Source organism: Sporosarcina contaminans, from assembly GCF_042679045.1.
GTDB lineage: Bacteria > Bacillota > Bacilli > Bacillales_A > Planococcaceae > Sporosarcina > Sporosarcina contaminans.
The window spans coordinates 1-24,839 of sequence record NZ_JBHTLT010000124.1; the positions used below are offsets into that span (position 1 = coordinate 1).

Annotated in this window: 26 protein-coding genes and 1 pseudogene; 23 read left to right on the plus strand and 4 right to left on the minus strand. The window is 37.3% G+C overall.

Annotation, left to right across the window (positions count from 1 at the left end):
* Window positions 1-1,036: 1,036 nt before the first annotated feature.
* The 3 genes from ACFQ38_RS15315 to ACFQ38_RS15325 all read left to right on the plus strand — a co-directional run bounded on the left by ACFQ38_RS15315 (window position 1,037) and on the right by ACFQ38_RS15325 (window position 1,697).
* Window positions 1,037-1,171, plus strand: a complete 135-nt coding sequence (locus ACFQ38_RS15315) for a hypothetical protein (protein ID WP_381481986.1) — start codon at window positions 1,037-1,039, stop codon at window positions 1,169-1,171.
* 12 nt (window positions 1,172-1,183) lie between these two features.
* Window positions 1,184-1,336, plus strand: a complete 153-nt coding sequence (locus ACFQ38_RS15320) for a hypothetical protein (RefSeq protein ID WP_336824837.1) — start codon at window positions 1,184-1,186, stop codon at window positions 1,334-1,336.
* 127 nt (window positions 1,337-1,463) lie between these two features.
* The gene (locus ACFQ38_RS15325) at window positions 1,464-1,697 is read left to right on the plus strand and encodes a hypothetical protein (RefSeq protein ID WP_336824838.1); all 234 of its coding nucleotides are present in this window, start codon (window positions 1,464-1,466) and stop codon (window positions 1,695-1,697) included.
* Between the two features lie 530 nt (window positions 1,698-2,227).
* On the opposite strand, the gene ACFQ38_RS15330 is transcribed toward ACFQ38_RS15325, so the two are convergent.
* Window positions 2,228-2,533, minus strand: a complete 306-nt coding sequence (locus ACFQ38_RS15330; RefSeq protein ID WP_336824839.1) for a hypothetical protein — start codon at window positions 2,531-2,533, stop codon at window positions 2,228-2,230.
* 201 nt (window positions 2,534-2,734) lie between these two features.
* Between ACFQ38_RS15330 and ACFQ38_RS15335 the strand changes: the two genes are divergently transcribed.
* From ACFQ38_RS15335 to ACFQ38_RS15380, 10 genes are all read left to right on the plus strand, one after another.
* On the plus strand, window positions 2,735-3,799 hold the full coding sequence (locus ACFQ38_RS15335; RefSeq protein ID WP_381481989.1) for an excalibur calcium-binding domain-containing protein: 1,065 nt from the start codon (window positions 2,735-2,737) through the stop codon (window positions 3,797-3,799).
* Between the two features lie 264 nt (window positions 3,800-4,063).
* Window positions 4,064-4,261 carry a hypothetical protein gene (locus ACFQ38_RS15340; protein ID WP_336824841.1) on the plus strand — a complete coding sequence of 66 codons (198 nt, stop codon included), beginning with the start codon at window positions 4,064-4,066 and terminating at the stop codon, window positions 4,259-4,261.
* Between the two features lie 132 nt (window positions 4,262-4,393).
* On the plus strand, window positions 4,394-5,524 hold the full coding sequence (locus tag ACFQ38_RS15345; protein ID WP_381481992.1) for a sensor histidine kinase: 1,131 nt from the start codon (window positions 4,394-4,396) through the stop codon (window positions 5,522-5,524).
* A 1-nt stretch (window position 5,525) separates the two neighbouring features.
* Window positions 5,526-6,158, plus strand: coding sequence for a response regulator transcription factor (locus tag ACFQ38_RS15350; protein ID WP_336824851.1), 633 nt, complete (start codon window positions 5,526-5,528; stop codon window positions 6,156-6,158).
* Between the two features lie 227 nt (window positions 6,159-6,385).
* A complete protein-coding gene (locus tag ACFQ38_RS15355) occupies window positions 6,386-7,318 on the plus strand; it encodes an ABC transporter ATP-binding protein (RefSeq protein WP_336824843.1) in 933 nt (310 codons plus the stop codon).
* A gap of 13 nt (window positions 7,319-7,331) precedes the next feature.
* Window positions 7,332-8,600 carry an ABC transporter permease gene (locus tag ACFQ38_RS15360; RefSeq protein WP_381481994.1) on the plus strand — a complete coding sequence of 423 codons (1,269 nt, stop codon included), beginning with the start codon at window positions 7,332-7,334 and terminating at the stop codon, window positions 8,598-8,600.
* Window positions 8,597-9,697, plus strand: a complete 1,101-nt coding sequence (locus tag ACFQ38_RS15365; protein ID WP_381481996.1) for an ABC transporter permease — start codon at window positions 8,597-8,599, stop codon at window positions 9,695-9,697. The genes ACFQ38_RS15360 and ACFQ38_RS15365 overlap by 4 nt, the downstream gene beginning before the upstream one ends.
* Window positions 9,698-9,977: 280 nt before the next feature.
* On the plus strand, window positions 9,978-10,697 hold the full coding sequence (locus tag ACFQ38_RS15370) for an ABC transporter ATP-binding protein (protein ID WP_336824846.1): 720 nt from the start codon (window positions 9,978-9,980) through the stop codon (window positions 10,695-10,697).
* Window positions 10,666-13,131 (plus strand): ABC transporter permease, encoded by a 2,466-nt coding sequence (locus ACFQ38_RS15375; protein WP_381481998.1) that lies wholly within the window; start codon window positions 10,666-10,668, stop codon window positions 13,129-13,131. The genes ACFQ38_RS15370 and ACFQ38_RS15375 overlap by 32 nt, the downstream gene beginning before the upstream one ends.
* Window positions 13,132-13,135: 4 nt before the next feature.
* Window positions 13,136-13,639: a PadR family transcriptional regulator gene (locus tag ACFQ38_RS15380; protein WP_336824848.1), complete on the plus strand. Its 504-nt coding sequence runs from the start codon at window positions 13,136-13,138 to the stop codon at window positions 13,637-13,639.
* 127 nt (window positions 13,640-13,766) lie between these two features.
* Here the strand turns inward: ACFQ38_RS15380 and ACFQ38_RS15385 are convergent, their stop codons facing one another.
* Window positions 13,767-13,928 (minus strand): hypothetical protein, encoded by a 162-nt coding sequence (locus ACFQ38_RS15385; RefSeq protein ID WP_336824849.1) that lies wholly within the window; start codon window positions 13,926-13,928, stop codon window positions 13,767-13,769.
* Window positions 13,929-14,152: 224 nt separating this feature from the next.
* Between ACFQ38_RS15385 and ACFQ38_RS15390 the strand changes: the two genes are divergently transcribed.
* Window positions 14,153-16,153: a PAS domain S-box protein gene (locus ACFQ38_RS15390; protein ID WP_381482001.1), complete on the plus strand. Its 2,001-nt coding sequence runs from the start codon at window positions 14,153-14,155 to the stop codon at window positions 16,151-16,153.
* Window positions 16,154-16,343: 190 nt separating this feature from the next.
* Here the strand turns inward: ACFQ38_RS15390 and ACFQ38_RS15395 are convergent, their stop codons facing one another.
* Window positions 16,344-16,625, minus strand: coding sequence for a hypothetical protein (locus ACFQ38_RS15395; protein WP_336825272.1), 282 nt, complete (start codon window positions 16,623-16,625; stop codon window positions 16,344-16,346).
* A gap of 202 nt (window positions 16,626-16,827) precedes the next feature.
* Here ACFQ38_RS15395 and ACFQ38_RS15400 point away from each other — a divergent pair, with 202 nt between their 5' ends.
* From ACFQ38_RS15400 to ACFQ38_RS15425, 6 genes and pseudogenes are all read left to right on the plus strand, one after another.
* The gene (locus tag ACFQ38_RS15400) at window positions 16,828-17,610 is read left to right on the plus strand and encodes an amino acid ABC transporter substrate-binding protein (protein WP_336825274.1); all 783 of its coding nucleotides are present in this window, start codon (window positions 16,828-16,830) and stop codon (window positions 17,608-17,610) included.
* A gap of 21 nt (window positions 17,611-17,631) precedes the next feature.
* Window positions 17,632-18,291, plus strand: coding sequence for an amino acid ABC transporter permease (locus tag ACFQ38_RS15405; RefSeq protein ID WP_336825276.1), 660 nt, complete (start codon window positions 17,632-17,634; stop codon window positions 18,289-18,291).
* A gap of 24 nt (window positions 18,292-18,315) precedes the next feature.
* A complete protein-coding gene (locus ACFQ38_RS15410; RefSeq protein ID WP_381482004.1) occupies window positions 18,316-19,065 on the plus strand; it encodes an amino acid ABC transporter ATP-binding protein in 750 nt (249 codons plus the stop codon).
* 106 nt (window positions 19,066-19,171) lie between these two features.
* Entirely contained in the window at window positions 19,172-19,729 is a 558-nt protein-coding gene (locus ACFQ38_RS15415; protein WP_336825281.1) for a DUF420 domain-containing protein, read from the plus strand.
* 140 nt (window positions 19,730-19,869) lie between these two features.
* Window positions 19,870-19,950, plus strand: a pseudogene (locus ACFQ38_RS15420) (maltose acetyltransferase domain-containing protein); the annotation flags it as partial.
* An 18-nt stretch (window positions 19,951-19,968) separates the two neighbouring features.
* On the plus strand, window positions 19,969-20,112 hold the full coding sequence (locus ACFQ38_RS15425; protein WP_381482006.1) for an LbetaH domain-containing protein: 144 nt from the start codon (window positions 19,969-19,971) through the stop codon (window positions 20,110-20,112).
* A gap of 245 nt (window positions 20,113-20,357) precedes the next feature.
* Here the strand turns inward: ACFQ38_RS15425 and ACFQ38_RS15430 are convergent, their stop codons facing one another.
* Window positions 20,358-20,837, minus strand: a complete 480-nt coding sequence (locus ACFQ38_RS15430) for a general stress protein (protein ID WP_336825285.1) — start codon at window positions 20,835-20,837, stop codon at window positions 20,358-20,360.
* A gap of 169 nt (window positions 20,838-21,006) precedes the next feature.
* Between ACFQ38_RS15430 and ACFQ38_RS15435 the strand changes: the two genes are divergently transcribed.
* The 3 genes from ACFQ38_RS15435 (at window position 21,007) to ACFQ38_RS15445 (ending at window position 24,820) form a co-directional block, all read left to right on the plus strand.
* Window positions 21,007-21,696, plus strand: coding sequence for a DUF421 domain-containing protein (locus tag ACFQ38_RS15435; protein WP_381482009.1), 690 nt, complete (start codon window positions 21,007-21,009; stop codon window positions 21,694-21,696).
* 365 nt (window positions 21,697-22,061) lie between these two features.
* Window positions 22,062-23,354, plus strand: coding sequence for a purine/pyrimidine permease (locus ACFQ38_RS15440; RefSeq protein WP_381482011.1), 1,293 nt, complete (start codon window positions 22,062-22,064; stop codon window positions 23,352-23,354).
* Window positions 23,355-23,401: 47 nt separating this feature from the next.
* A complete protein-coding gene (locus tag ACFQ38_RS15445; RefSeq protein WP_336825291.1) occupies window positions 23,402-24,820 on the plus strand; it encodes an NAD-dependent succinate-semialdehyde dehydrogenase in 1,419 nt (472 codons plus the stop codon).
* Window positions 24,821-24,839: the final 19 nt, after the last annotated feature.

Below are 24,839 nucleotides of genomic sequence, written 5' to 3' on the forward strand. Positions count from 1 at the left end.
CACACAATCAACGTCTGCCTGGGACGTTATGAGGGTAATATTAAGGATTTTATAAAAACTATAAAAGCCTTGCAAACGTTGTAGCCATGTGTTTGTGAGGCTTTTAAAATCCTTTCATTTCAATAAAAAATGTTTAAAATATAAATTAACTATCCAATTGCTCCACATTTTGTAATGCTCTTATTTGGATTACCTTCATCTTTACAGCGTTAGGTTGGGTAAAGGATAACGAACTGATGCCAAGCAACTTTAAATCTAACATAATTACTTGGCAAAATTTCAAATCATACTAAAAAAACCACCAACTCTTAACGAGAAGGTAGCTTTAATCTTTTCTGCTATTCAATTTCATACGCAATTACGGCGGGCAATGATATATTTTGATTGGCTGTGGATGGATAGCTATAGTTGCCATAGATGGTACCATATACTGTGACAGTGTCGCCAACCACAAATTCGGTAAGATCAAAGTATTTTACAAAGATAATATTGTCGTCTCATCATCAATCGCCAAGCGAATATCTGTGTAATCTCTATCTTCCAAGATCTGTACGATTGTTCCAGTGGAGTGCTTTCAGATTTATATTTATTTGGATTCTCTTTTAATTGTTTAAAGTCGATCGGTTCGACTGTTGACCAATCCATTTCTTTGATCGGTTGACCATCCATCGTAATAATTTCATCGCATGGTTCGTATAAGCTATCCTGTACGATATTCGATTCAAGCCTTCAAGCCCCCGAAAAGAAGCCATCCAATAGATATAGTTGCAACAACTGCAATTACACCTACGCCGATTACAGCACCGATTAACCACAATACTCCCTTGATCAAATAAATCCCTCCCATAACTTTTTATATTTATACATTTAGAAGTTTTTACAATTGCTGAACTCCACAAAATACCCTTTTGTTATAGTTTGATTAGGCATTTTTGGTTATAGTGTAGAATATAACTTGTAAAATGTTATTGTAACTAGTGAAACAGACGATAGTGGAGTATTCATAGTAAGAAGTTTGTGTCATAGGAGACTATTTATGAGGGTAGCAGGTATTCACTATGCAGCGATTAAACACATAGATTCCATTGAAAGTAAAGACATTCAATCTTTTCTACAAACTATTTCCGATCGTGAAGATATTAGTGTAATCATTCAAATGGTCGCTTACTAAGAGGATACAAGAATGTCTCTGAATTTCATCATAATTGGTTTGCGGATACTGATTGGGAGTTTAAGTTATCCAATCGTCAAGGAAGGGTGTACAGACGAGATCGGTTATGCTGTTGCGGGATTGACTGTAAGGACATCGATCCTCAAGAAAATCCATATAATATGATTTATTGCCTTACAAGAATTCATGAAAAAAGGTTATTGGTTCCCGATCAAAATACGTTTACTTGAAATTTGCAATTGCAGGGACTTCAAAAGAGACACTCTAACACCAAAATAAGGGAGGTGAATCAATGAATCGTATTGATAAGCGAAATCGATTTGACGAGGAAATCTTTACCTATAAATTGACGAAAGATAAAAAAGTATTTATCTATTATAAAGGAAAGCTCGTCACAACGCTTGCAGGAAAAGCGAGTGAAAAGTTTTTGAGTAAGATCCAATTAGCAGATTTCAAAGAAGCCCAATTACTAATGGCTAAGGCCACAGGTAATTTTAAGCATGGAAATGAGAAAAATCACAAGTAATTGTGTTTACCAAACTTTGATTCAGCATGCTATGAAAGGAAGAATAATGTGTCAAGTAGGTTTTATCCTACATAGAGCTGGTCGAAAAGCTTCTAATAAATTATAGTAAGAGTTGTTTGTTATAGCAAGCGAACAAAAACTAAAGTTGACGTGTATAAGTAGGCTTACCCGTACACGCGGAAAGCGACCACCTGGAAACTGAAGCAACGAGTAAATGTAATTTGTATTTTAAAAAGGGGCCTTTACAGACAGTCAATTTTCATTGTCTTTCTGGACAGCTCTGATTTCTAACATTAGATGTGCAAAACAACATGTTAAACAATTGCTACAATTTAACCAGTTAAAAATTACAGAAACAGTACAAGAGTGGCGAAAGAAGTATTTCCTATGCAGCCAACGAGATCCATTAAAAAACTAACTTATCTATACATCTATACTAACTTCAATACACAAACGGAGAATTAAATAAAGCAAGGTAGCGATTTTATGAAAATGAAAGTCTCATAGTCCAAAATATAGTCCTTAGATTTCTACTGTTGCAGCGGAAAATACACTTGTCCAATTGAATATATTTGCGTATTGAGAATTAATGATGAAACGATGAGTGAATCCAGGAATGGCTTAACTTTTCCGACGTAATCATTTTCAGACTTACAGTTGTAATCTTTTTCTAATAAAATCTCAAATTTTGCAGATATTTTATAGCTTAGAGCTCCATCACGAGTGGTCAATTGTTCTGTTTCCACAGGCTGGATGCGAGCTTTCCTTTTTCTAATATTATAATGACTACTTGACTTAGGTGTAAGAAATTCAACGGTGCCAACAACTTTAATCATCACTGTTCTCCTTAACAAAGATTGTATGCTTATAGTATTACATATTGTCAAAGGTTACACAAACGCCGAAAAACGAAACTGAATAGCCATTTCATCGTCTTCATTAAGGATGAAAATATTTAATTGTTAATTTGAATAATTATAGACAATTCATATATTTATATACTATGATAATAGGTATATCGATAGAGGAGGGCTATAATGAAAAAGGTAGCATCATTGGTTATTGCTTTCGTATTGTTGATTGGTTTCTTTCCTAATCGTTCAAATGCAGCTACTAGTGAATTAAAGGTGCATTTTATAAATGTTGGGCAGGGCGACTCAATATTGATACAGTCGCCAGACGGAAAAAATATGCTTATTGACGGGGGACCAAAATCAGCTGGAAAGTATGTCGTTGAATTCTTGAAGGATAAAAAAATAAAAAAATTGGATTATGTTGTGGCGACAAATAATCAAGAAGACCATATTGGCGGGTTAGTTGATGTACTGAAGGCATTTACAGTATCTACTTTCATTGAGTCAGGGTATACTGACAATTCCAAAGTGTATGCCGACTTGAATTCTATCGTAAAAGAAAAAAAGATTAAGGTTTCTGTACCGAAAGAGTTGGACAAGCTTCCGTTCGATTCTAATATGATTATTCGAGTGCTACATGTGAATCAAAATGCGAGTAATGGAGCTGATGCATCAATCGTTTTGAAGCTTACGTATAACAAAGTATCGTTTTTATTAATGAGCGATGCAAACATTGCAATCGAAGATCAAATCCGATCCAAATATGATGTTGCAGCAACTGTTCTAAAAAATGGCCAGCACGGTTCAAACGCAAGTAGCTCAGCGGCATTTATAAGCAATGTGAAACCACAAGCAGCTATTTTATCTTACGATAAGAAAGATCCTCCACATGCGGCGGTTGAGGCACGTCTGAAAAATGTTGGGGCAAAGACATACAAGACAGCAGATCATTGTAATATTACGGTTACTACAGATGGAGTAAAGCATTCTATTTCTAGTAGCTGCGGTAAAACTGCTGACAAGCCGGCGACTGCTAAGCAGACAACAAAGCCAACGTCGAAAGTTCGTTCAAAACCAAAACAAAACGGTAATTTGTCTTCAGGAACATATGTCATCCCGGGAGCACCGACTTCATTTAAGAATTGCACAGAATTGAGAAAGTATTATCCTCACGGCGTAAAAAGCAGCCATCCTGCTTACGCATCTAAGCATGATCGAGATAAAGATGGGTGGGCTTGTGAGAAATAACGATGAATTAGAGGGCCATGGCATTGCTGCGATGGCCTTTTACCATTCAAACATCTAAATTTTCTTTTATGTAAAATAACTATAATGGTAAGATATGAATAGAATAAGCTTATTGACAGTAGTTTTTTCTCATCAAATTACAAGGCTTCGTTATCTTTTTTCATGTTTTATAAGAAGTTTACGATGAAATTGGTTAAATGGTCTTAACATATACTATCGTCACAAGATATTTGTTTTAAAAAATTTGCCAAAGGTGTGTGAGGAATGTTATTGAATTTATTTATGATCGCTATCATTGTAATAATGGTATTTGCATTGCTTACATTGTCTGCAATTCTTCAACAATTAAGGATTATTTCTTCGCATTTTCAAATGGAAGAAGAAATGCCCACGATCGTTAGTAATGAAGAAATTGAAAAGGAATTATTAAATGAGCTGAAAAGGAACAATTTAGAGGGGTAATGGTCAATGCAACTGTAAGTAAAGGCATTTTCATTTATAGCTTTACAATTACAGAAACTAATAATGATCAACAATATAATGATGAGATTTTGGCTGGAACGAAGCTGTTACAATTTCAAGGAGTCTAAATAGATGAAGAATACATACTTTATATGGCTTACAATTCACTGTATAGTATGGGCATCTGCCATTATCAGTATGTCAGAAAGCTTAAACGAAATTCGAATTTTGGGCATCTGTTTGTTTTTTACCATCTTGTTCCTTCTGCCTGTTTTTAGATACAGACCTATGCTGCAAACATTTTTATTTTGCATACAGGCATTGACAGCAGTGATCATCTTTTTTCCGATAAACAATCAGTTAAATCCATTTGTATTTTTAGTACAAATGCTAATGATCGGTGAAGCTGTTTTTTACCTTTCTCGGATGAAAAGTCTTGCGGTCATTAGTGTACAAGTAGGATGTATTGCTTGGATTATGGTAAATGTAGATACTAATAAAACGTTCGTTGTATGGTGTATACTTTTTTATCTTTTATTGATAATTGGTATGCTGCACTATCAAGTCGTTTGCCATAGGGAAAGGGAAGTGGGCAATCGAAATGCTGCACTGTTAGATGAATACAGAAAGATGAAAAGGCTACTTATGACGGAGGAAGAGAGGGCAAGACAGGATGAGCGTATGTTGATTGGCCATGAAATACACGACTCAGTTGGCCATAAGCTGACTTCCCTTTTAATGCAATTTGAGGCATTCCGTTTAACTGCAGCTGATCAGGACAAAGAAAAGATAAATCGTTTGAAAATTCTTGCTGAGCAAAGCTTGGATGAAACAAGAAGGGCCGTAAAGTCTTTTAAACAGAAGGAAGTAGGCGGACTAATAGGTGTCATTCGTTTAATACGTAAGTTGGAATTGGAAAGCTATATGAAAATCAATTTTTCCGTCAAGCATGGTGCATTCGCAGCTCCATTAACAGGAGAGCAATCGTTTGTGATTTATCGTGCCGTACAGGAAGCGCTAACGAATATTATGAAACACAGTTCCGCTAAAGAGGCCCAAGTAATGTTTGAGTGCCCAGGCGGAAGTGTCTTTCGTTTTGAAGTCGTAAACATAACAGACCCTAATCCTTTATTTCAGGAAGGCTATGGCTTGAAAGCGATGCGGGAACGATTGGAAAAAGCGGGCGGATTATTGGAAATCCAGCATGACGGTCGTCATTTTATAGTGAGGGGCCATATTGGGTTAAAGGAAAGGGGCGAGTAGCATTATTAACGTTTTGCTTGCAGAGGATCAAGTAATGGTGCGACAAGGCTTAAAGGCGATGATCGAAACAGATGAACTTATTAAAGTGACTGGTGAAGCCGACAATGGAAAAGAAGCAATCCAGTTATGCAATCGCCAATTTTTCGATGTCGTCATATTAGATATCCGGATGCCTGTAATGGATGGAATTGAAGCCGCAAAAATTTTACGAGCTCGTTTTCCAAAAATGAAAATCCTTATGCTGACAACTTTTGATGATCAGCAATATGTTATGGAATCCCTCAAATTAGGCGTAAATGGCTATATGTTGAAAAATGGGGATACAGAATCACTTATACGTTCGATAAAAAGTGCAATTGACGGAGGACTTTCTTTAGAAGATCAAGTAGCTGCCAAAGTGATCCCTGCTTTAATTCATCAAAAGGTTGAGACACCAATCGATCCGACTTTGACGCCGAGGGAAAGAGCGATATTAAAATGCATTGGTGAAGGTTTGAATAATAAGGAAGTAGCAGATCGATTAAGTTTATCCGTCGGCACTGTTAAAAATCAAACGAGCCATATACTGAATAAGTTGGAGTTAAGGGATCGCACGCAATTAGCGATTTATGCGATTCGCCATCACATCGTGTGAAGTATAGTGTGAATTAGCTGGAGCGATGGATAGAGGGGCTACTATTATGTGAGCAGAAGTTTACCGAACGGCTTACTAAAATGAAAAACTACTGTTGATTGAAGTTAAAATGACGAAAGTAATAGCAGTTTGTTTAATAGATGACCGAGGTCAGTAGTGGCTTCGGTTTTTTTGTTTTATGATTCAAGTACAGAATATGATCTTTACGAAAAGGAGGAAAGATTGGAATGCTTGAAGCCATTCGTTTAAGTAAATCTTTTAAAGGCAAGAAGGCTGTGCAAGAAGTCAATTTATATTTGGATCATGGAGAATCGGTAGGTTTATTGGGACCGAACGGAGCTGGGAAGTCTACGACGATTTCCATGATTTCGACATTACTGAAGCCTACTACTGGTGAAATAAAGTTGAATGGAATGAATACGATTGAAAAACCATCAGAAATTAGAAAGGTTTTAGGTGTGGTACCGCAGGAAATTGCATTATACCAAGAACTTTCAGCTTATGAGAATTTAAAATTCTTCGGATCTATTTATAAATTGACAGGTAAAAACTTGGAAAAAAGGATAGAAGAAGTTATCGAAATTGTCGGGTTAGAGGAGCGGAAAAAAGATTTAGTGAAAACTTTTTCAGGAGGTATGAAGCGCAGATTAAATATTGCTGCAGCATTATTGCATGAACCGCAAATCCTAATCTTAGACGAACCGACTGTAGGGATTGATCCGCAATCAAGAAATCATATTTTGCAAACGGTACGTCAGTTAAATAGAGAGAAAGGAACTACAATCTTATATACTAGTCATTATATGGAGGAAGTTGAGCAGCTTTGTGACAGATTGTACATTATGGACCATGGTGAAATCATAGCTTCTGGAACAAAGTCGGAGTTATTAGGCATTCTATCGACGGAAGATACGATAAAACTTGGATTGAATCGAGCAGATGAAGCTTTTATGGAGTCGGTTGTAAAAATAGATGTTGTACGTAAAGTGGAATCATCTCCTTTGCATATGAAAATCATCGCAAAAAAAGGAACCAATTTGATCAGTGAGCTTGTACATCTTGCCAATAAACACCATGTACAAATTATTAATTACCAAACGGAGACACCTACTTTAGAAGATGTATTCCTTCATTTAACAGGTCGAAAGTTGCGAAATTAAGGGGGGTGTTGCTATGCGCAGTTTTATTAAAAAAGATTTTCTATTATTTTTACGAGATCGCAAGGAAATCATCATTACACTTTCACTTCCTATTCTTTTAGTGATCATACTGAATTTTGCGTTTGCCGGATTGATCGGCAATGACGAAGAATTGTCTCTTGACCTACAATTGGCGGTCGTCAATCAAGACAATGAAGAAGATTCGATTGCTCAACTGAGAGAGAAATTGATAAAAGAAGCCTCAGTAAATGAGGCCGAAGCAGACACAATTGTTGAGCAGATGAGCTTATTTATGCCGACAGAGAGGTTGGTCGATTACCTTACGAGCAATGAAATTAGGGAATGGGTGACAATTCATTCACTTAACTATCAAGAGGCAATAGAGAAGGTAGATTCAGGTGATTTAGACGGCCTTTTAGTCATACCAAAAGGATTTACGGTAAATAGCTTATATGCGGCATACACAAAAGAGAAACCGACGATTTCATTGCAATATCAAATAGATAAGGAAACGAATCATAACCAAATATTATTAAATATCATTGAAGGCTTCATAGACAATGTGAACTTTCAATATGTATTACAAGGAATTGAGGGGGCTGAAATAGAGGAAGTATCCGTTCCCGAAGGTGGAATCGAGAAGTTAAGTACAGCAGGGGGCTTTACGCTCTCTCAATATTTTACGGTTGCAATGGGAGTGCTTTTTTCGTTGTTTTTAGCGGCTACGATTGGTACAAAAACAGGAGTGGAAATAAGGCAGCAAGTATTTAATCGCATTATGTTGACAAATAGCAATCCGATTCAGTTTCTGATTGGCAAAATAGTATCCACATTTTGTTTGGTTTGGTTACAAATTCTGATAGTATTGGTTGCATCTCACTTAATTCTTGATGTATTTCATGGCCGATCCGCAACCTTTTGGGTAGGGGCAATAGGAGTCGTAACGGTGTTTTCTCTAGCGATATCGGGGCTGACTGCAGTTTTCACTTCTATATCTCTTAGAATGAAAAATACCGATGCGGCAAACGGAATTTTTATGCTCGTTATATTGTTATTCGGTATAATGGGCGGAAATTTTGTTCCGATTTACGTATTTCCTGATTGGCTGAAACAAGTTGGTGAGTGGACGCCGAATGGTCTATCGTTATCGATGATGACAAATTGGATACAGTTCGAGGAGTTGCATGAATTACTTATACCGAGCATGACACTTATCGCTTTTTTTGTACTATGTTTAGTTGTTAGTTTATCCCTTTATCCGAAAAGGGGGGTGACGCAATGAAATCAGTCATTTGGGCACAACTTTCTAAGGATAGAAGAAATCCGTTAACCGTTTTGCTTTTTATTATGGGCAGTATTCTTGCTACCCTCTTGTTTGCTCGAGGAGCCTACACACCTACAGTTGTCCCAATTTTCAGCGATGATGAAAATGCTATAGCTATTGAATCTAAGTGGGAAGTGCTGTTAAATGATAATCATGCCATTCAATTTGTAATCACTGAACCAGATCAAGCGCGTCAAGATGTGAGAGATGGGAATGCCGATGTGGCAGTGAAGTTAATGGAGTCGGATTACCAACTTGTCGCAGCAAATGAACTGCCAGGAGTCTCTTTTGTACGTCAGCATGTTGAAAAAGTGTTTTTACGCGAGGCTCAAATAGCAGCAATTACCCAATCTGAGGACGAAGAAAAGTTCCGTAGTGAAATTGAAGACTACTTATCCAATGCGCCCTTCCAGGTAGTATCTCAAGGACTTGATAATGAAGAAATTCCAAACTACGATATTCGTACTCAATTATTATTCGCTTTTACTTTTTTAGTTTCGATGTTCATCGCTGGTTTTAAAGTTAATAATGTTATGCAAGATAAGGTTTCGGGAATTTGGGATCGACTCAAAATGTCACCGATGGGCAAAGAGAGCATGTATTTAGGATACATCATCTATAGTTTTTTAATTACGCTTTTCCAAATAACCGTTGTGCTATTAGTATTCAAGTATATTCTAAACTATGACGTAGGCGATAATTTATGGATCATTATTTTGATTTCTGCGTTTTTTACATTTAGTATGATAAGCGTCGCAATGTTAATCACTGGTTTGGTAAGAACGCCGGAACAATTTTACGCGGTCTACCCTTCTTTTATTCCGCTCATTCCACTTATTAGTGGTGCATATATGATGCCAGGGACGATCACCAATCCTATTTTATTATTCATTGCGGATTTATTTCCTTTAAAACATGCAATGGATGCGATTTTATCGGTGGTTTTCTATAATGCTGGCATAGCTGATATTACGATGTCACTTATCATAATGTTGTTAATTGGAACGGTAGCGATGGGAATAGGGATCAATCTTATTGAGAGAAGAAGCAATTAATGGGGGAAAATGTTTTAACCTTGAGGATGAAACAGTTGAAAGTATAATCTGAACTATAAATAAAAATGAATGGCATTCCAATTTTTTGATAGTCAATTCTACATTATGATGACTACTTAATAAATCACTTATCTTTGTATACTTAGTATATATAAGGTAGGTGTTTTTTTTATTGTTAATACGCTTTTTATTTATAAATCATCAAGATAAAGCTAATTTTAATTCACTTATTTATATACTTAGTATATAATATGGACAGAATAGAGGAGGGAGTTAAGACATGATCAAAGTGAATAATGTTACAAAGGAATTTTATCAAGGTCAAGAGAAAACAGAAGTGTTGAAAGGGGTTCATTTACATATTGAAGAAGGAGAGTTCGTAGCAATAATGGGGCCGAGTGGGTCTGGAAAAAGTACATTGCTCCAATTACTTGGGGGGCTTGATACGCCAACGACTGGAGAAATTCAAATAAGCCATAAAATGTTAAACGAGATGAAGGAAAAAGATAGAACAGTGTTTCGAAGACGGCAAATAGGCTTTGTATTTCAAAACTACCAGCTGTTGCCCAATTTAACTGTTGAGGAAAACATCGCTTTTCCTCTACATGCTGATGGAAAACTTTCAAAGGAATATGAAAAATTGATTCATGAGTTTATACAAACTGTCGGATTGGAAGGGTTAGAGAGCAAACAAGCGAAATTGCTTAGTGGCGGTCAGCAGCAACGAGTAGCAATCGCAAGAGCACTCGTTACTAACCCAACTGTTTTATTGGCCGATGAACCGACAGGGAATTTAGATAGGGTAAGGGCTGAAGAAATACTAACGTTATTGTCGAAGTTTCATCGGGACTATAAACAAACGATTGTAATGGTAACCCATGATATTTTTGCAGCTGGTTTTGCGGACCGAATCATCCTTTTTAAAGATGGAGTAGTCGATCAAGAGATTTCTAGAAAGGACAGTGACTATGCTAAGTATTTGGCGAATTTCATGGCGTAATATGACGCAAAACAAGAAAAGAGTCTTTTTTACTTTGCTGGCAATTATTTTAGGAACATCCTTTTTTACATCTATGCTCATCGCCGATAAAACAACAAATGATGTTTTTAACTATTATGAGCAAATGTATGTGGCGAATGCGGATTATTGGGTTTTAAGTGACGATCATACATTTTCCGAAAAATTGATTTCGCCGATACAGGATGATCCATCCGTTTCCAACACATTACTTGCCTTAGATAAGCAAGCATTTTTTGAGCTTGATGGCAATTATTCGCTGAATGAAAGGTCTGTGCGAATTACCGGTGTGAGTGATCAAACAAGTCCGCTATTAACGCTACCAGTAATCGAAGGAAACTTGGATAATGACGGAATCGTTTTAACACAAGCAGTCGCAACACTGTTAGAGGTCGGAGTAGGAGACGTAGTTCGATTTTCCAATTTAGGGGAAGCAAAGGTTTCCGCAATCGTTGAGTACACACAATTGCTTGCGAGCCCTAATAATTGGGAACGCGCTGCCTCGACAAGTTTTCGTGTAATGGCTCCGCTCCATATGGTAAGGGAATGGACGGGGATTGAAGATGAAATTTCCTATATGCGTTTTCAGACGAGTGACGATGGAGAGGAATTATTCCACTCAATGCAAGCTCAATTCCGTGGTACAAACGCTTATATTGAACCTGTAGTAGCTGATGATCTCCAGAGCAATGATATTGGAGGTTTATATACTTTCTTTTATTTAATTGCTGGATTATCGATCTTTATTAGTGGGTTTATTGTATTTAATATGATTTATACGACTGTTATTGAGAGAAAAAAAGAATTTGCGATTATGAAAAGCCTTGGCTATACACAATTTGCCGTTTCCAAAGTCGTTCTAACCGAAATATTACTTCTATCGCTTGTTGGCACAATCGTTGGTGTACCGATCGGTATTTGGCTTGGAGATTTATTTATGAAAGCCCTTCTCAGTGTTTTCGAGTTTGATATGGTTTACACATTAAATTGGATGTACCCTATGATTGTATCCATAATTATAGGATTGCTGTTTCCAATAGTATTTTCTCTTTTTCCAATTTATTATGCAGGCAAGACCTCGATTTTATTAACATTAAAAGAGGTAGACTTTCGGGACATTATACAAAAACAATTCTACTATAGGGGGATTGTTTCGATTGGGCTGCTGTTGTTCGTGTTTATTGATCATCCAATTTCATATGCGGCTACTCTGTTAGGTGTTATTCTTATCTTCCCATGGATAATTATCGGTTTAAGCAAAGTAATCAAATCCATTTCAAAATTCTTTTTACGTTTTCCTATTACATTGGCAACTCAAAATGTCTACCAACAAATTAACCGCAACAGTAATACTGCGGTTATACTTTCAATTGGCATTTCAATTATATTGTTGCTCGGTGCAGCCGTTGCAGCGGCACCAGAAGGTTATGAAAAAGAAATCAGGCATACGTTTGGAGGAGATATAAGAGTCACTTCAGAGACACCATGGTCTGATGAAGATCTATCTACAATCGCTTCTTATAATACTGTTACCAATGTACAAACATTAACAGAAGCAACCCCTATAACATGGGAAACAATTAACGGGGAAAGAAGGCAATTTTCCGTTCTATCTGTGAATGAAAATGGGCCAACTCTATTTGAAAATGCCCAAAATCATATTCAATATGAAAATCTAAGAGAAGAGCCTTCTGTGTTGCTTGGAAATCGTGCCTTCAATGAATGGGGAGGATCAATTGGTCAACGCATTCTCATGAATACACCTAATGGTGAACAGTTCTTTAAAGTAATCGGGGTCGTGAAGTCATCTCATTATGCAGGATACGTCGCATTTATCGATGAAACTAACATGCAGAACATTTTTGGGTGGACAAATAGTTTTGACCTTTTGCTTACTGTAAGCAATCGTGCAGCGAACGATTCCATACGTGATCAGTTATGGTCGGATTTTGGTGGACATCTTTCAAAAGTTCAAACTGTAGAGGATGAGATAAAATCTACAACTTCGGCAGTTTCTGGAATGAACGAACTCCTTTTAGTAATGTTGATTTTGATCATTGGATTAGCGAGTGTTGGCACAGCAAATACATTATTAATGAATACGTTGGAACGTATTTCGGAAATCGGCACAATGCGTGCAATCGGCTTTACAAAGGAACAGGTTCGAAATATGATTTTATCTGAAGGTGTAATTATTGGGCTATCAGGAGTCATAGGAGGCATTGGCACGGGTGTGTTGCTTATATTTATAACAAGTAAATCTGAGCTGATGGATGGATTTATGTCATTCCAATTACCTGTGTTCGATATGATGCTTTCTATAATTGCCGGAATTTCATTAAGCCTTTGTGCAGCCTATATTTCAAGCAGAAGTGTAAGTAAAATGGATATCCAAACATCACTCAAAGAAGGTTGATAGATTGTCAGTAAAATATGGGATATTAACATTATTATTCCTTCACAAACATCATGGATACGATTTGAAATTAAAGTTGGATTCTCTATTAGGCGTGAAAGGAAAAATCAACCCGGGGCAAATTTATACAACTCTGGATCGATTAATGCGTGATGAGCTTGTTTCCTCGCCAGGGGTGGATGATCAAGAAAGAAGAATATATGAAATCGAGTCAAAAGGGAAGGAAGAGTTAAAAGACTGGCTACTACAACCAGTTCCTTATCATTCGACTAAGGAGGACTTCTTCTTTAAATGGAGCTGTGCCCGAACGATTCAATTCACTGACGAAAAGGTAATGTTAGAGCAACAAAAAGCGATGATTATAGAAGCGGTTATGGAATTAACCCAATTGAAAACACAATTACTAATAGATGGAGATGAGAATAAATATTTATTAATTACAGGTACATTGCTGCATTTAGAAGCAGATCTAAATTGGATTACCCAGGTCGAAAATAGAAACCGATAGGATAAAAAAATACGAAAGAGAAAGACACCAATTCGTTTAAATTTGGATTGTATTGGTGTCTTTTCACATTAGAGCGTCTATCAAAGTAAAACGGCATAGCATACTGTTGGTGTTGTAACTGATGTTTTTATTCAGCTACTTGTCCACCATTCATCAGATAATGAATTGCGTCCTCCAATAGTCGAATATCCGTTTTTATTTCTCCTTTAACACATAAAGGACATCTCTCAACATCTATATAGAGCCTATTCAGTTCGATCATTAAGAATTTTGTTTCGTATTTATACATAAAATCGCTCCTTCATGCCTAATATACCCACTGCCAATTTAGGTCAAACGACTTATTCAGCAATTTTATTTTAGCATTACGTCTTAGGTGAAAACGATTTATACAATTGTCTTATAAAGCACTGTTTAATGCTTGATATTCACCTAAAAAAACATTTTATCATTATAGAAAAATTGCTTGTTCACAACAATTCCGATGGTAAAATATGTACAGGAGGAATTATTATGGAAAGCATATTAAATGGAGTTCCTGCAAATATATATCATTCGTTGATCAAGCATAATCCAGATCCGATTTTTATTTTAGATAGAAATGGCTTTGTAATTGAGATAAATAGGGCTGTTGAATCTATTTTCGGTTATCGTCCAGAAGATGTTATTGGAAAAAGATGCGAATTAGCTAACGGACAAATCTATGATTTTTCGGGGTTCTCTTCTTATGAAATAACGACACACAATAAAAATGGGCAAACATTGCATTTACAAGTAAAAACCTTACCGATGTTTGAAGATAATGTGCTCGTTAACATTTTATTTATTGTAAAAGACTTAACGAGTCTTGTTCAAAATAGAATTGATTTACAAAAAATGTCTGAGAACTTGCGTTCCATTTACGAAACATCTGCTGATGCGATGGATATTATCGATTTAAACGGCAATGTAATTCAAGTGAATAAAGCATTTGAAGAAATGTACGGTTGGAAAGCCGAAGAAATAATTGGGAAGCCAATGCCTACGATTCCAGAAGAGCGTCTTCAACAAGTGCATAAAGAACGTCAACAAGTAGCGAATAATGGAAGTATAAAAAATTTAGAAGTGAACTGTCTTAAAAAAGATGGGACGCTTATTCCTGTCAATATATCGATTTCGCCTTTGCGCGACGAGCATGGAAAGGTGATTGCATTTTCTGCAATATCCCGCGATATTTCTGAACGAAAAGAATGGGAAAGAGCTCTAAATAAAAGTAAAAACAAATACAAATCATTGCTGAACGCCTTACCGGAGCCCAGTTATGTACAAAGCGGCGGAATCATTAAGTATATAAATCAAGCAGCAGTAAAGCTTTTAGGTTATAGCCACCCGTCTGAAGTTTTAGGGCGGCATGTATTGGAACTATCCCATCCTGAATCACATAGCATTATAAAAAGGATGATTAGACAATTAGCTAATGAAGAAAATATACCTGCCCAAACAATTGAACTAAAAATGGTGCGCGCCGATCATTCGGTGTTTACTGCAGAAATTACATTTATCGGTATAGAGTTTGAAGACAACCTATCTGTCCATGTACTATTTAAAGATATTACAGAAAAAAAACGAATTGAAGAAGCTCTAATACGGAGTGAAGAGAAGTATCGTTTAATCGCAGAAAATATGACAGATTTGCTGACGATCGTCGATGATCAGAGGAATATTAAATACGCATCGCCTTCCACTTCCTCTATATTAGGGTACATGCCTGAGCATTATGAAGGAAATAGAGCTTTTGGAAAAGCACATCCTGATGATCTACCTATGATTGAGCGTAAAATGAATGAGCTATTTCAAACGAAAGGCACAAATGAAATGGAATTTAGATATCGCCATAAAACATTGGAATGGATTTGGCTTGAAGCGAAAGGCACTTATTTTATCGATGAAGAAAATGGCAAAGGTTTCTTACTATATGTTTCCCGTGTAATTGAAGAGAAAAAAAGAATGCGGGAAAAGCTGAAACAGATGGCTTTTCATGATGAGTTGACAGGTTTGCCAAATCGGCGTTTATTCCAAGAGAAACTAAAACAAGTTTTATTGGATTCAAAGACGAATCATTTGAAATTCGCGTTACTTTATTTGGATATCGATAAGTTTAAATGGGTAAATGATCATTTAGGACATGCCACTGGCGATGAATTGTTGAAACAATTTGCGGTTCGAGTATCTGGAATCCTTTCTGATCAAGCCGTATTGGCTAGACAAGGAGGAGATGAATTCCTTTTACTGTTGCCAGACATTATAGACGAAGATGATGTGAAAGCAACTGCTGATCGAATTGTGAAAAACTTACAAAGTGAGTGGAATATCGCAGGCCATCATTTTACAACAACATCGAGTGTGGGTGCAGCAATGTATCCTCAAGACGGCACGACAATTGATGAATTGTTGACATTTGCGGACCGCGCGTTATACAATTCGAAAAAAAACGGACGCAATTCGTATATGCTGTATTCAGATAGTCTTGAATAGGAAAATGAAATAGATTGTATTCAGAGAGACACCATTCATATAGGAATTCGTGTCTCTTTTTTGTTTATTCAACCTATAGACGAAGACATTCATTCGATAAAGAAATTACATTAGCAACTTAAAGTCAAATAAAAACACACTGAGGGATTCATTTCAGTGCGTTTGTTTGATGTCAATAGAGCAAAAGTGTTTATTTTTGCGGATAAATGCTATTTGGCTCTGGACCACTTGGATCCATGCGCTCTAATTTTGATTGCTCGACATCCTCTTGGAAGCTCAAGCCTTTTTCAAATTTAGATTTTGGATTTACGCCGTTTGGTTCATGTGTTTGTGATTCCATCTCTCTTTCGATATGCTTATGGTCTTTCAACATCTTTTCATTGGCAATATAATCATTTTCAAAATCTTTATCCATTTTACTCTTCCGGCGTTTTTCTTCGGCTGCTTGGCCATCATTGTATTTGTTGTCCATTACTTCTCCTCCTTCACATCCCTTGCGATCGGGAATGTTTCAAATAGAATAGCCGTTTTTCGGTAATGTTAAACCTCTTTGATTATAGTGAAAATAGGGAATAGTACTATTTTTAATAGGCTGTTTCAAAGAAAACTATTTTATGTTATATTGTTAACACGTTAACGAACTAAAGCATTGAAGCGGAAGGGGATATAATATTATGAAAAAATTGTTGGCATATATAATCATAGCTTCAACCTTGCTCATCACTTTATCAGCATGCGGAAATAGTAATGGTAGTGCAGACGGCGATCAGGCTAAACTCGTAATCGGGGTAGATGATAAGTTTGCACCAATGGGCTTCCGAGATGAAAACAATGAATTGACTGGGTTTGATATTGAGTATGCAAAGGCTGCAGGAGAAGCAATGGGAATGGAAGTTACATTTCAGCCAATTGATTGGAAGACGAAAGAAACAGAACTAAGCAGTGGACGTATTGATTTAATATGGAATGGCTATACGATTACAAATGACCGAAAAGAAAAAGTCCTTTTTACGAAGCCTTATTTAGAAAACGAGCAAGTCATCGTCACAAAAGCGGATTCATCAATCGATCGTTTAGAGGATTTATCCGATAAAGATGTTGCTTTGCAAGCCTTGTCCTCCGCAGCTGATGCGCTAAATGGAAGTCCTGTAAGACAGACAGTTAAATCTATAACAGAGTATGCAGATAATGTTTTGGCTTTAACAGATTTAAAAGCTGGCCGTGTGGATGCAGTTGTCATTGATGAAGTTGTCATTGATTATTATATGGCAAAAGAGGAAGGGCAATTCAAAGTACTGGATGAATCGTTATCCTCTGAGTTGTATGGAATTGGTGTAAAAAAAGGAAATGAAGCATTGTTGGACAAGTTGCAAAACGCTTTAAATCAATTAAATGATGATGGAACAGCAGAGAAGATATCGCAAAAATGGTTTGGCGAATCTAAAGTTTTAAAATAACGAATAAGGAGGCGAGCGATTATGTCGATCGATTATTTACTTTCCATTTTAAAACCCATGTTAGAGGGTGCACAAGCAACGATTTTGCTTTTTTTGATTGCCATTATCGTTTCAATTCCTTTAGGGTTCCTGTTAACACTTGCTTCTACAAGCTCAATTAAGTGGCTCGCATGGTTGACAAATGGATATATTTACGTAATGCGTGGCACTCCTTTGTTGCTTCAATTATTGTTTTTTGTATTTGGATTACCATTAATACCTGTTATCGGTGAATATTTAGTATTGGATCGGTTTGTAGCTGCATCTTTAGGATTTATATTGAATTATGCAGCCTATTTTGCGGAAATTTTCAGAGGCGGCTTGCTTGCGATTGATAAAGGACAGTTTGAGGCCGCTCAAGTACTTGGCTTGAATCGCTTTCAGACGACTACTCGAGTCGTAATGCCTCAAATGTTTAGGATCGCACTTCCAGCGGTAGCAAATGAATCCGTTACGTTAGTAAAAGATACAGCCTTATTGTATGCAGTTGCTGTACCAGAACTGCTGCATTTTGCACAAACTGCAGTAAATAGAGATTTTACAATCGTGCCTTTTGTGTTGGCAGGTGTAATCTATTTATTCATTACGTTATTGTTAACAATGTTTTTTAAAGTATTGGAAAGACGAATGCGCTTCAGTTAATGGATCAGAGAGGATGTGGATAAGATGGCTATTTTGGAAGTGAATAATGTAAAAAAAAGCTTCGGCACGCTTGAAGTGCTAAAACAAATTACATTTGAAATTGAGCGGAATGATGTAATTGCGATTATCGGTCCATCGGGTTCGGGTAAAAGTACGATGCTCAGAAGTTTAATTCATTTGGAGGAGATTGACGAGGGCAGCATTATTGTCGATGGTAATCCAATGGTACAAGATGGCGTCTATTCCAAACCTTCCGAACTGAAAAAGATTACATCTAAAATGGGAATGGTGTTTCAGCATTTCAATCTGTTTCCACACCTCACAGTCGTTGAGAATATTGAACTATCTCCCAAGTTAACAAAAAAGATACCTGTAAAACAGTTACGAGAAAAAAGTTTAGAGCTATTGAAGAAAGTCGGTTTATCGGAGAAAGCGGATGTGTTCCCGGCAAGTTTGTCAGGAGGTCAAAAACAACGAGTCGCAATCGCAAGGGCGTTAATGATGGAGCCAGATATTCTATTATTTGACGAGCCTACTTCGGCATTGGATCCTGAATTGACTGGTGAAGTGCTGCAAGTGATGAAGGATCTTGCGACTGAACAGATGACGATGGTTGTCGTTACGCATGAAATGGGTTTTGCCAAAGAGGTCGCAAATAAAGTGATTTTCATGGATGATGGTAAAATTGTAGAAGCTGGTACTCCTTCAGAAGTAATTGAAAATCCGAAAATAGATCGGACGCGAGCATTTCTCCAAAGAAGCTTGCATAAATAATTCAGTTTTTAAAGTCTTTTCGACATCACTGTGAACATGGCATTTGTACGGTTAAAATATGTTAAACTACGATGTAGAAGAGATTTGGAAAGGATGTATTTTGTGCATGAGCCAATCTATCGGAGAGCAACAAGGGAAGCCTTTTAAAAAGAGGAATTATCGTCCAGCTATTATACTATTATCGGTCATACTCATCGGTGCGATCGGTGTACTGTCGGGATTGCCGGGGGTAGAAGATTTTGATGCGTTCGATGTAACGATTCTGCCTTTAATGAATGCAATATTTAATACGTTCACATTTCTGTTTTTAGTAGCAGCTCTTATTGCAATTAAAAAGAGAAAAGTGGATGTCCATAAGAAATTTATATACGCGGCGTTTGTTACGACTACGTTATTTTTAGTTACATATGTAACGTTCCACTATGTTTCGCCATCTACACCATATGGCGGGGATGGAATTTTGAAATACGTCTATTATTTTGTTTTAATTACACATATTGTGTTAGCTGCAGTTATCGTGCCTCTTGCATTGACAAGTGTTGCACGTGCTTGGAATAGAGAGCATGAGCGCCACCGGAAAATTGTAAGGTGGACGATGCCGATTTGGTTGTATGTAAGCTTTACAGGTGTGTTAGTTTACATCTTAATTTCACCGTATTATTAATAGGTTTGAATACCCCTTCTCGGTGCATTCTGGGAAAGGGTTTTTTTTATATGTATGAGGAAATAATAATGATTTCCAATCGTATGGTAGTGTAAATGAGAAGCATAAATGGAGGTTTTGTTATGAAAAAAAGGTAGAAAATTTATTATGAAAGAGAAACCGAAGAGCTTCGTAAAAAGAATTTCCGTGCCGATTCTCTTGTTCGTAAATTGAATGATAGTCCTTTTGAAGATGACAAATTGAAAAAGGAGATCATTAAAGAGCTATTCGGCAGAACAGGTGTAAATCCAAATATCGAACATAATTTTCATTTTGACATTGGATATAATCTTCACGCTGGAGATCAGTTTTATGCGGATACAACTGCACAATTTTACATATAGCAGAGGTAGTCATCGGCGACAATTGTTTGACAGGCCTAAATGCTGGCATATATACTGCCGGACATGCTGTTGAGCGATTGCGGTGGTAAATTTATCGATTTTGAAAAATGGTAATAGTGCATAAGCATTTCGATTATCTACTTTAGATGCGATTTGTAAAGTTATAGTTTGTATTTTATATTCATTGAATGCAGCATTATACACAAATAAAACCGGCATGCAATTTTTGCATGCCGGTCTTTTCATTAAACAAACGGGCGATCAAGATTATCTGGACGTTCTGGATCAATATAATCACTATCGACTAAAATGAGTATTTTTCCCTCATTAAAATATTGATCATAGCGATTTGCTTCTTCTTCGGGAATTCCCATTCCGATGAGAGCACCCGCTAATCCACCAACACCTGCACCTGCTGCGGCGCCTGTTATGCCAGCTACAATCGGTCCAGCAGCTATAATCGGGCCGATACCAGGTATGGCAAGTGCACCTAAGCCAGCCAAAACACCTCCGAGACCACCTAATACACCCCCGGTAGCAGCGCCTGTTGCAGCACCGTCCGCGGCATGTGTTCCGGTTTCATCCTCAATATGTCCGGCCCGATCTCTATCTTTGCTTATGATTGAAATATCAGCAGAACGATAGCCTTGTCGCTTTAAATCCTCAATTGCTGCCACCGCTTCAGATTCTGTATCATAATATCCAACTACACGTCTTTGTACCATGTGTATACGCCTCCTGAATTATTGTTGATCATGCTATTTGAAAAATACCCTAAAATATGAATCTGAAACTTTTACATTTTAATTTCAATGAAGATCATTTACCGATTGATTATGAAACTGTTATTAAGGGTAATTTCAAGGTAGCTTGCTATTAATAGGAGGAGTATTTATGGATTACATAATAAACGGCATGAAATTGGTAATTGGAATAATTGCGTTTATGGTTGTCATTCGGTTGCTCGGAAAAAAACATTTAGCAGAAATGACCCCATATGACATCATTTATTTAATTATGTTTGGAGGAATATTGGAAGAGACTTTGTATGATCGGAAAACTTCAGTATTCATGTTTTTGTTTTCACTGGGAATATGGGTTTCGGCAATTTATATAATTGAAAAATTAGTTGCTAAATCGAATACCTTGCGAGTTGTTTTAAAAGGGGAACCAGATCAACTAATTGAGAATGGGAAAATAAATAAAAAGCTCTTTGATAAAAATCAACTGGAAATGGAACAACTTAGAACGATGCTGAGGCAGCAAGGGATCTTTTCATTAAGAGAAGTGAAGGACTTATACATTGAGCCTGGCGGTGAAATTTCCATAAACCAATATGCGAAATTTAAGGCTGTCACAGCTGCTGATTTGAAATTGGAATTAGAAGAAGAGGATCCAAGTGTGCTGTTAATCGATGAAGGGCAAATACAGGAAGAAGTGCTCCATGCGATCGGTAAAACACGACAATGGCTTATGGATGGACTTTCACAAGAAGGATATAAAGTGATAGATGAGATTTTATATTGTGAGTGGTCCAATTCACATGGTTTTTTTATTCAAAGCTATAAAGGCAATGACAAATAATAATCTGCCAAGTATTTACTACCCTATTTTTTTACAAAGAAGTGGTATACTTTATCGTGACATCGGAACGCAATTTTGATATGGAATGATCTATACGTATTATTCCGGGGCTTATTCGTTTGAGCTTATATTTTTGTATATGACTGAAAAAAGTTATGTGAGAATCAGTAGGAATAGGGTTGGACGTGACTTTCCTATGTGCTTAAGTGCATAGATGATTTTTGTTTGAATATGCGTATGAATTAGATGAATATGTATTTACGTTGATTTACTAGTCGTTTATTGTAAGGTAAGTTGTTTTACGCATTTGATATATTATGCGTATTTGAAAGGAATATTTGTCATTTTGGATTTGGGGTGGTTTTTTGAAGCAGTTGGCTGGTGGTTTACAATGGGCTGTTTTTCTGATCGCGTCCTCTATTGCGGCTCCTATTGCCATTGCACATGTGTTTGGAATGGATGCTGCGGAAACGGCTTCCTTCATTCAGAGAACGATGTTCGTTTTAGGAACTGCATGTGTTGTACAGGCAGTTATTGGACATCGGCTCCCGATTAATGAAGGCCCTGCCGGTTTATGGTGGGGGATTTTTGTCGTTTATGTAAATATGGTTGGCATTCTCTATGCGACTGCGGATGATGCTTTACAAGCATTGCAAACCGGCATGATCGTTAGCGGCGTGCTTTTTATTTTGTTGGCGGCGTTCGGTTTTATTTCGAAAATGAAAAGGTTGTTCACACCTACAGTTACATTCACTTATTTAATGTTGCTGATCTTTCAATTAAGTGGAACATTCATTAAAGGAATGGTTGGTGTTGAAACTTCAACTGATCCGATTGATGGCATTGTTTTTATTGGAAGTTTATTGACGGTAATCGTCACGTTTATAACGATGTATCATAAAGTGACGTGGGTATCAAAATATTCTGTGTTGCTATCGATTGGGTTCGGCTGGATTGTTTTCATTTTGTTGGGCAAGGCACAATCTATTCATACTACTTCTAATAGTATCGTTCGCTTCCCTGAAGTTTTTGTTTACGGCAAGCCTGTTTGGGATAGTGGAGTAGTAGTAACAGCATTCTTTATTACGCTCTTATTGATTGCGAACATGATGGCATCGATTCGGGTAATGGAAAATTTGTTGAAGCATTCCTTTCAAAAAGAAGTGTCTGATCGTACGAGGGAAGGATCGATTGCTTCTGGGATCAATCATTTATTGGCAGGAGTTTTCTCAGCGATTGGACCTGTTCCTATTTCCGGCTCAGCAGGATTTGTCGGAACTACACGGATGGCTTCATTGCGCCCCTTTATTATAGGAAGCCTTCTTGTAATGATCATGACATTGTTTCCAGCAATCATGTCATTTTTCGCAGCACTGCCAGCGCCGGTTGCCTATGCGGTCACATTTGCTATATTTGCAAAAATGGTTGAACTGGCTTTTGCAGAAATGGAAATGGAGAATGATAAAACAATCGGTTATCGTGTAAGTGCACTTGGGCTAATGATCGGTGTTGGATTAATGTTTGTTCCAACTGAAAGTATGATGCACTTGCCGGCGATCCTTTCTGCAGTACTCTCTAATGGATTAATCATAGGTACGTTGGTGGCAATCACGGTTGAGCAGTTTTTACGAGCAATGAAAAAAAGACGGTCCGTTTAAGTTCATTATGTAATAAAGTTTTTAAACAATAAGGAAGGATGTTAACAATGAAAGCATATCCAATGATTATTGATGGCAAGGAAGTTAAAGATGGACTGCCGGTAATTGAGGTCGTCAATCCTGCAACGAATGAAACGATAGCGACTGTTCCGAAAGGAGGCGCTAAAGAGGCTGAAATGGCAGTATCCGCTGCACATCAAGCATTTGAAGAGTGGTCGAATCGTTCGGCATATGAAAGAAGCAGCCTTTTGAAAAGATGGTTCGAATTGATCGATGAAAACATTGAAGATCTATCAAGAACTATGACTGTAGAACAAGGAAAGCCATTATCAGAAGCACGTGGAGAAATGAATTATGCAAATGGCTTCATTTCTTGGTATGCGGAAGAGGCGAAGAGGATTTATGGAGAAATGATCCCTGCCACTCAAACGACAAAACGAATTTTCGTCCATAAGCAGCCTGTAGGGGTTACTGCGGTAATTACACCATGGAATTTCCCTGCTGCAATGATTACACGTAAAGTCGGACCGGCTTTAGCGGCTGGTTGCACAGTTGTCATTAAGCCGGCTGAGCAAACTCCGATTACCGCTATTAAATTAGTGCAATTATGTTTACAGGCAGGAATCCCTGAAGGTGTCGTCAATGTCGTGACAGGTGATGCATCGGCAATTGGCGATGCATGGTTAAAGGATGAAAGGGTGCGTAAACTTACTTTCACAGGCTCAACAGAGGTTGGTAAGCTGTTAATGAGAGGTGCCGCCGATACAGTAAAGAAAATTTCATTGGAACTTGGCGGCCATGCTCCGACAATTATTATGGATGATTGTGATATTGATAAAGCAGTGGACGGTGTCATTGCAGCAAAATTTAGGAATGCCGGACAAACTTGTGTATGTGCGAATCGTGTTTATGTTCAAGAGTCTATTGCTGATCAATTTTCAGCTAAAATGATTGAGCGTGTGAAAGAGTTGAGAGTCGGCAATGGATTGGATGAAGGCGTAACGATTGGGCCATTAATTGACGAAGCCGCAGTGAATAAAGTTCAACAGCATGTTGATGACGCTGTTTCAAAAGGAGCTACAATTAAAGTCGGTGGTAAACGTAAAGAAGGGCTGTTTTTCGAGCCAACAATTTTAACAAATGTACAAGACAATATGTTATGCATGCGTGAAGAGACGTTCGGCCCGGTTACGCCAATTACTGTTTTTACTACAGAGGAAGAGGCGATTCAAAGGGCAAATGATTCGATTTATGGACTTGCTGCATATGTATTTACCGAAAACCTTTCAAGAGGAATTCGTATCAGTGAAAAATTGGAATATGGCATCGTCGGATTGAATGATGGATTGCCTTCGACTCCACAAGCGCCATTCGGTGGTTTTAAACAAAGCGGTTTAGGAAGGGAAGGAGGTTATTACGGATTGGAAGAATTTATCGAAGTAAAATATATATCAGTCGGTCTATAATCCGGCAAAAGTAATAAAT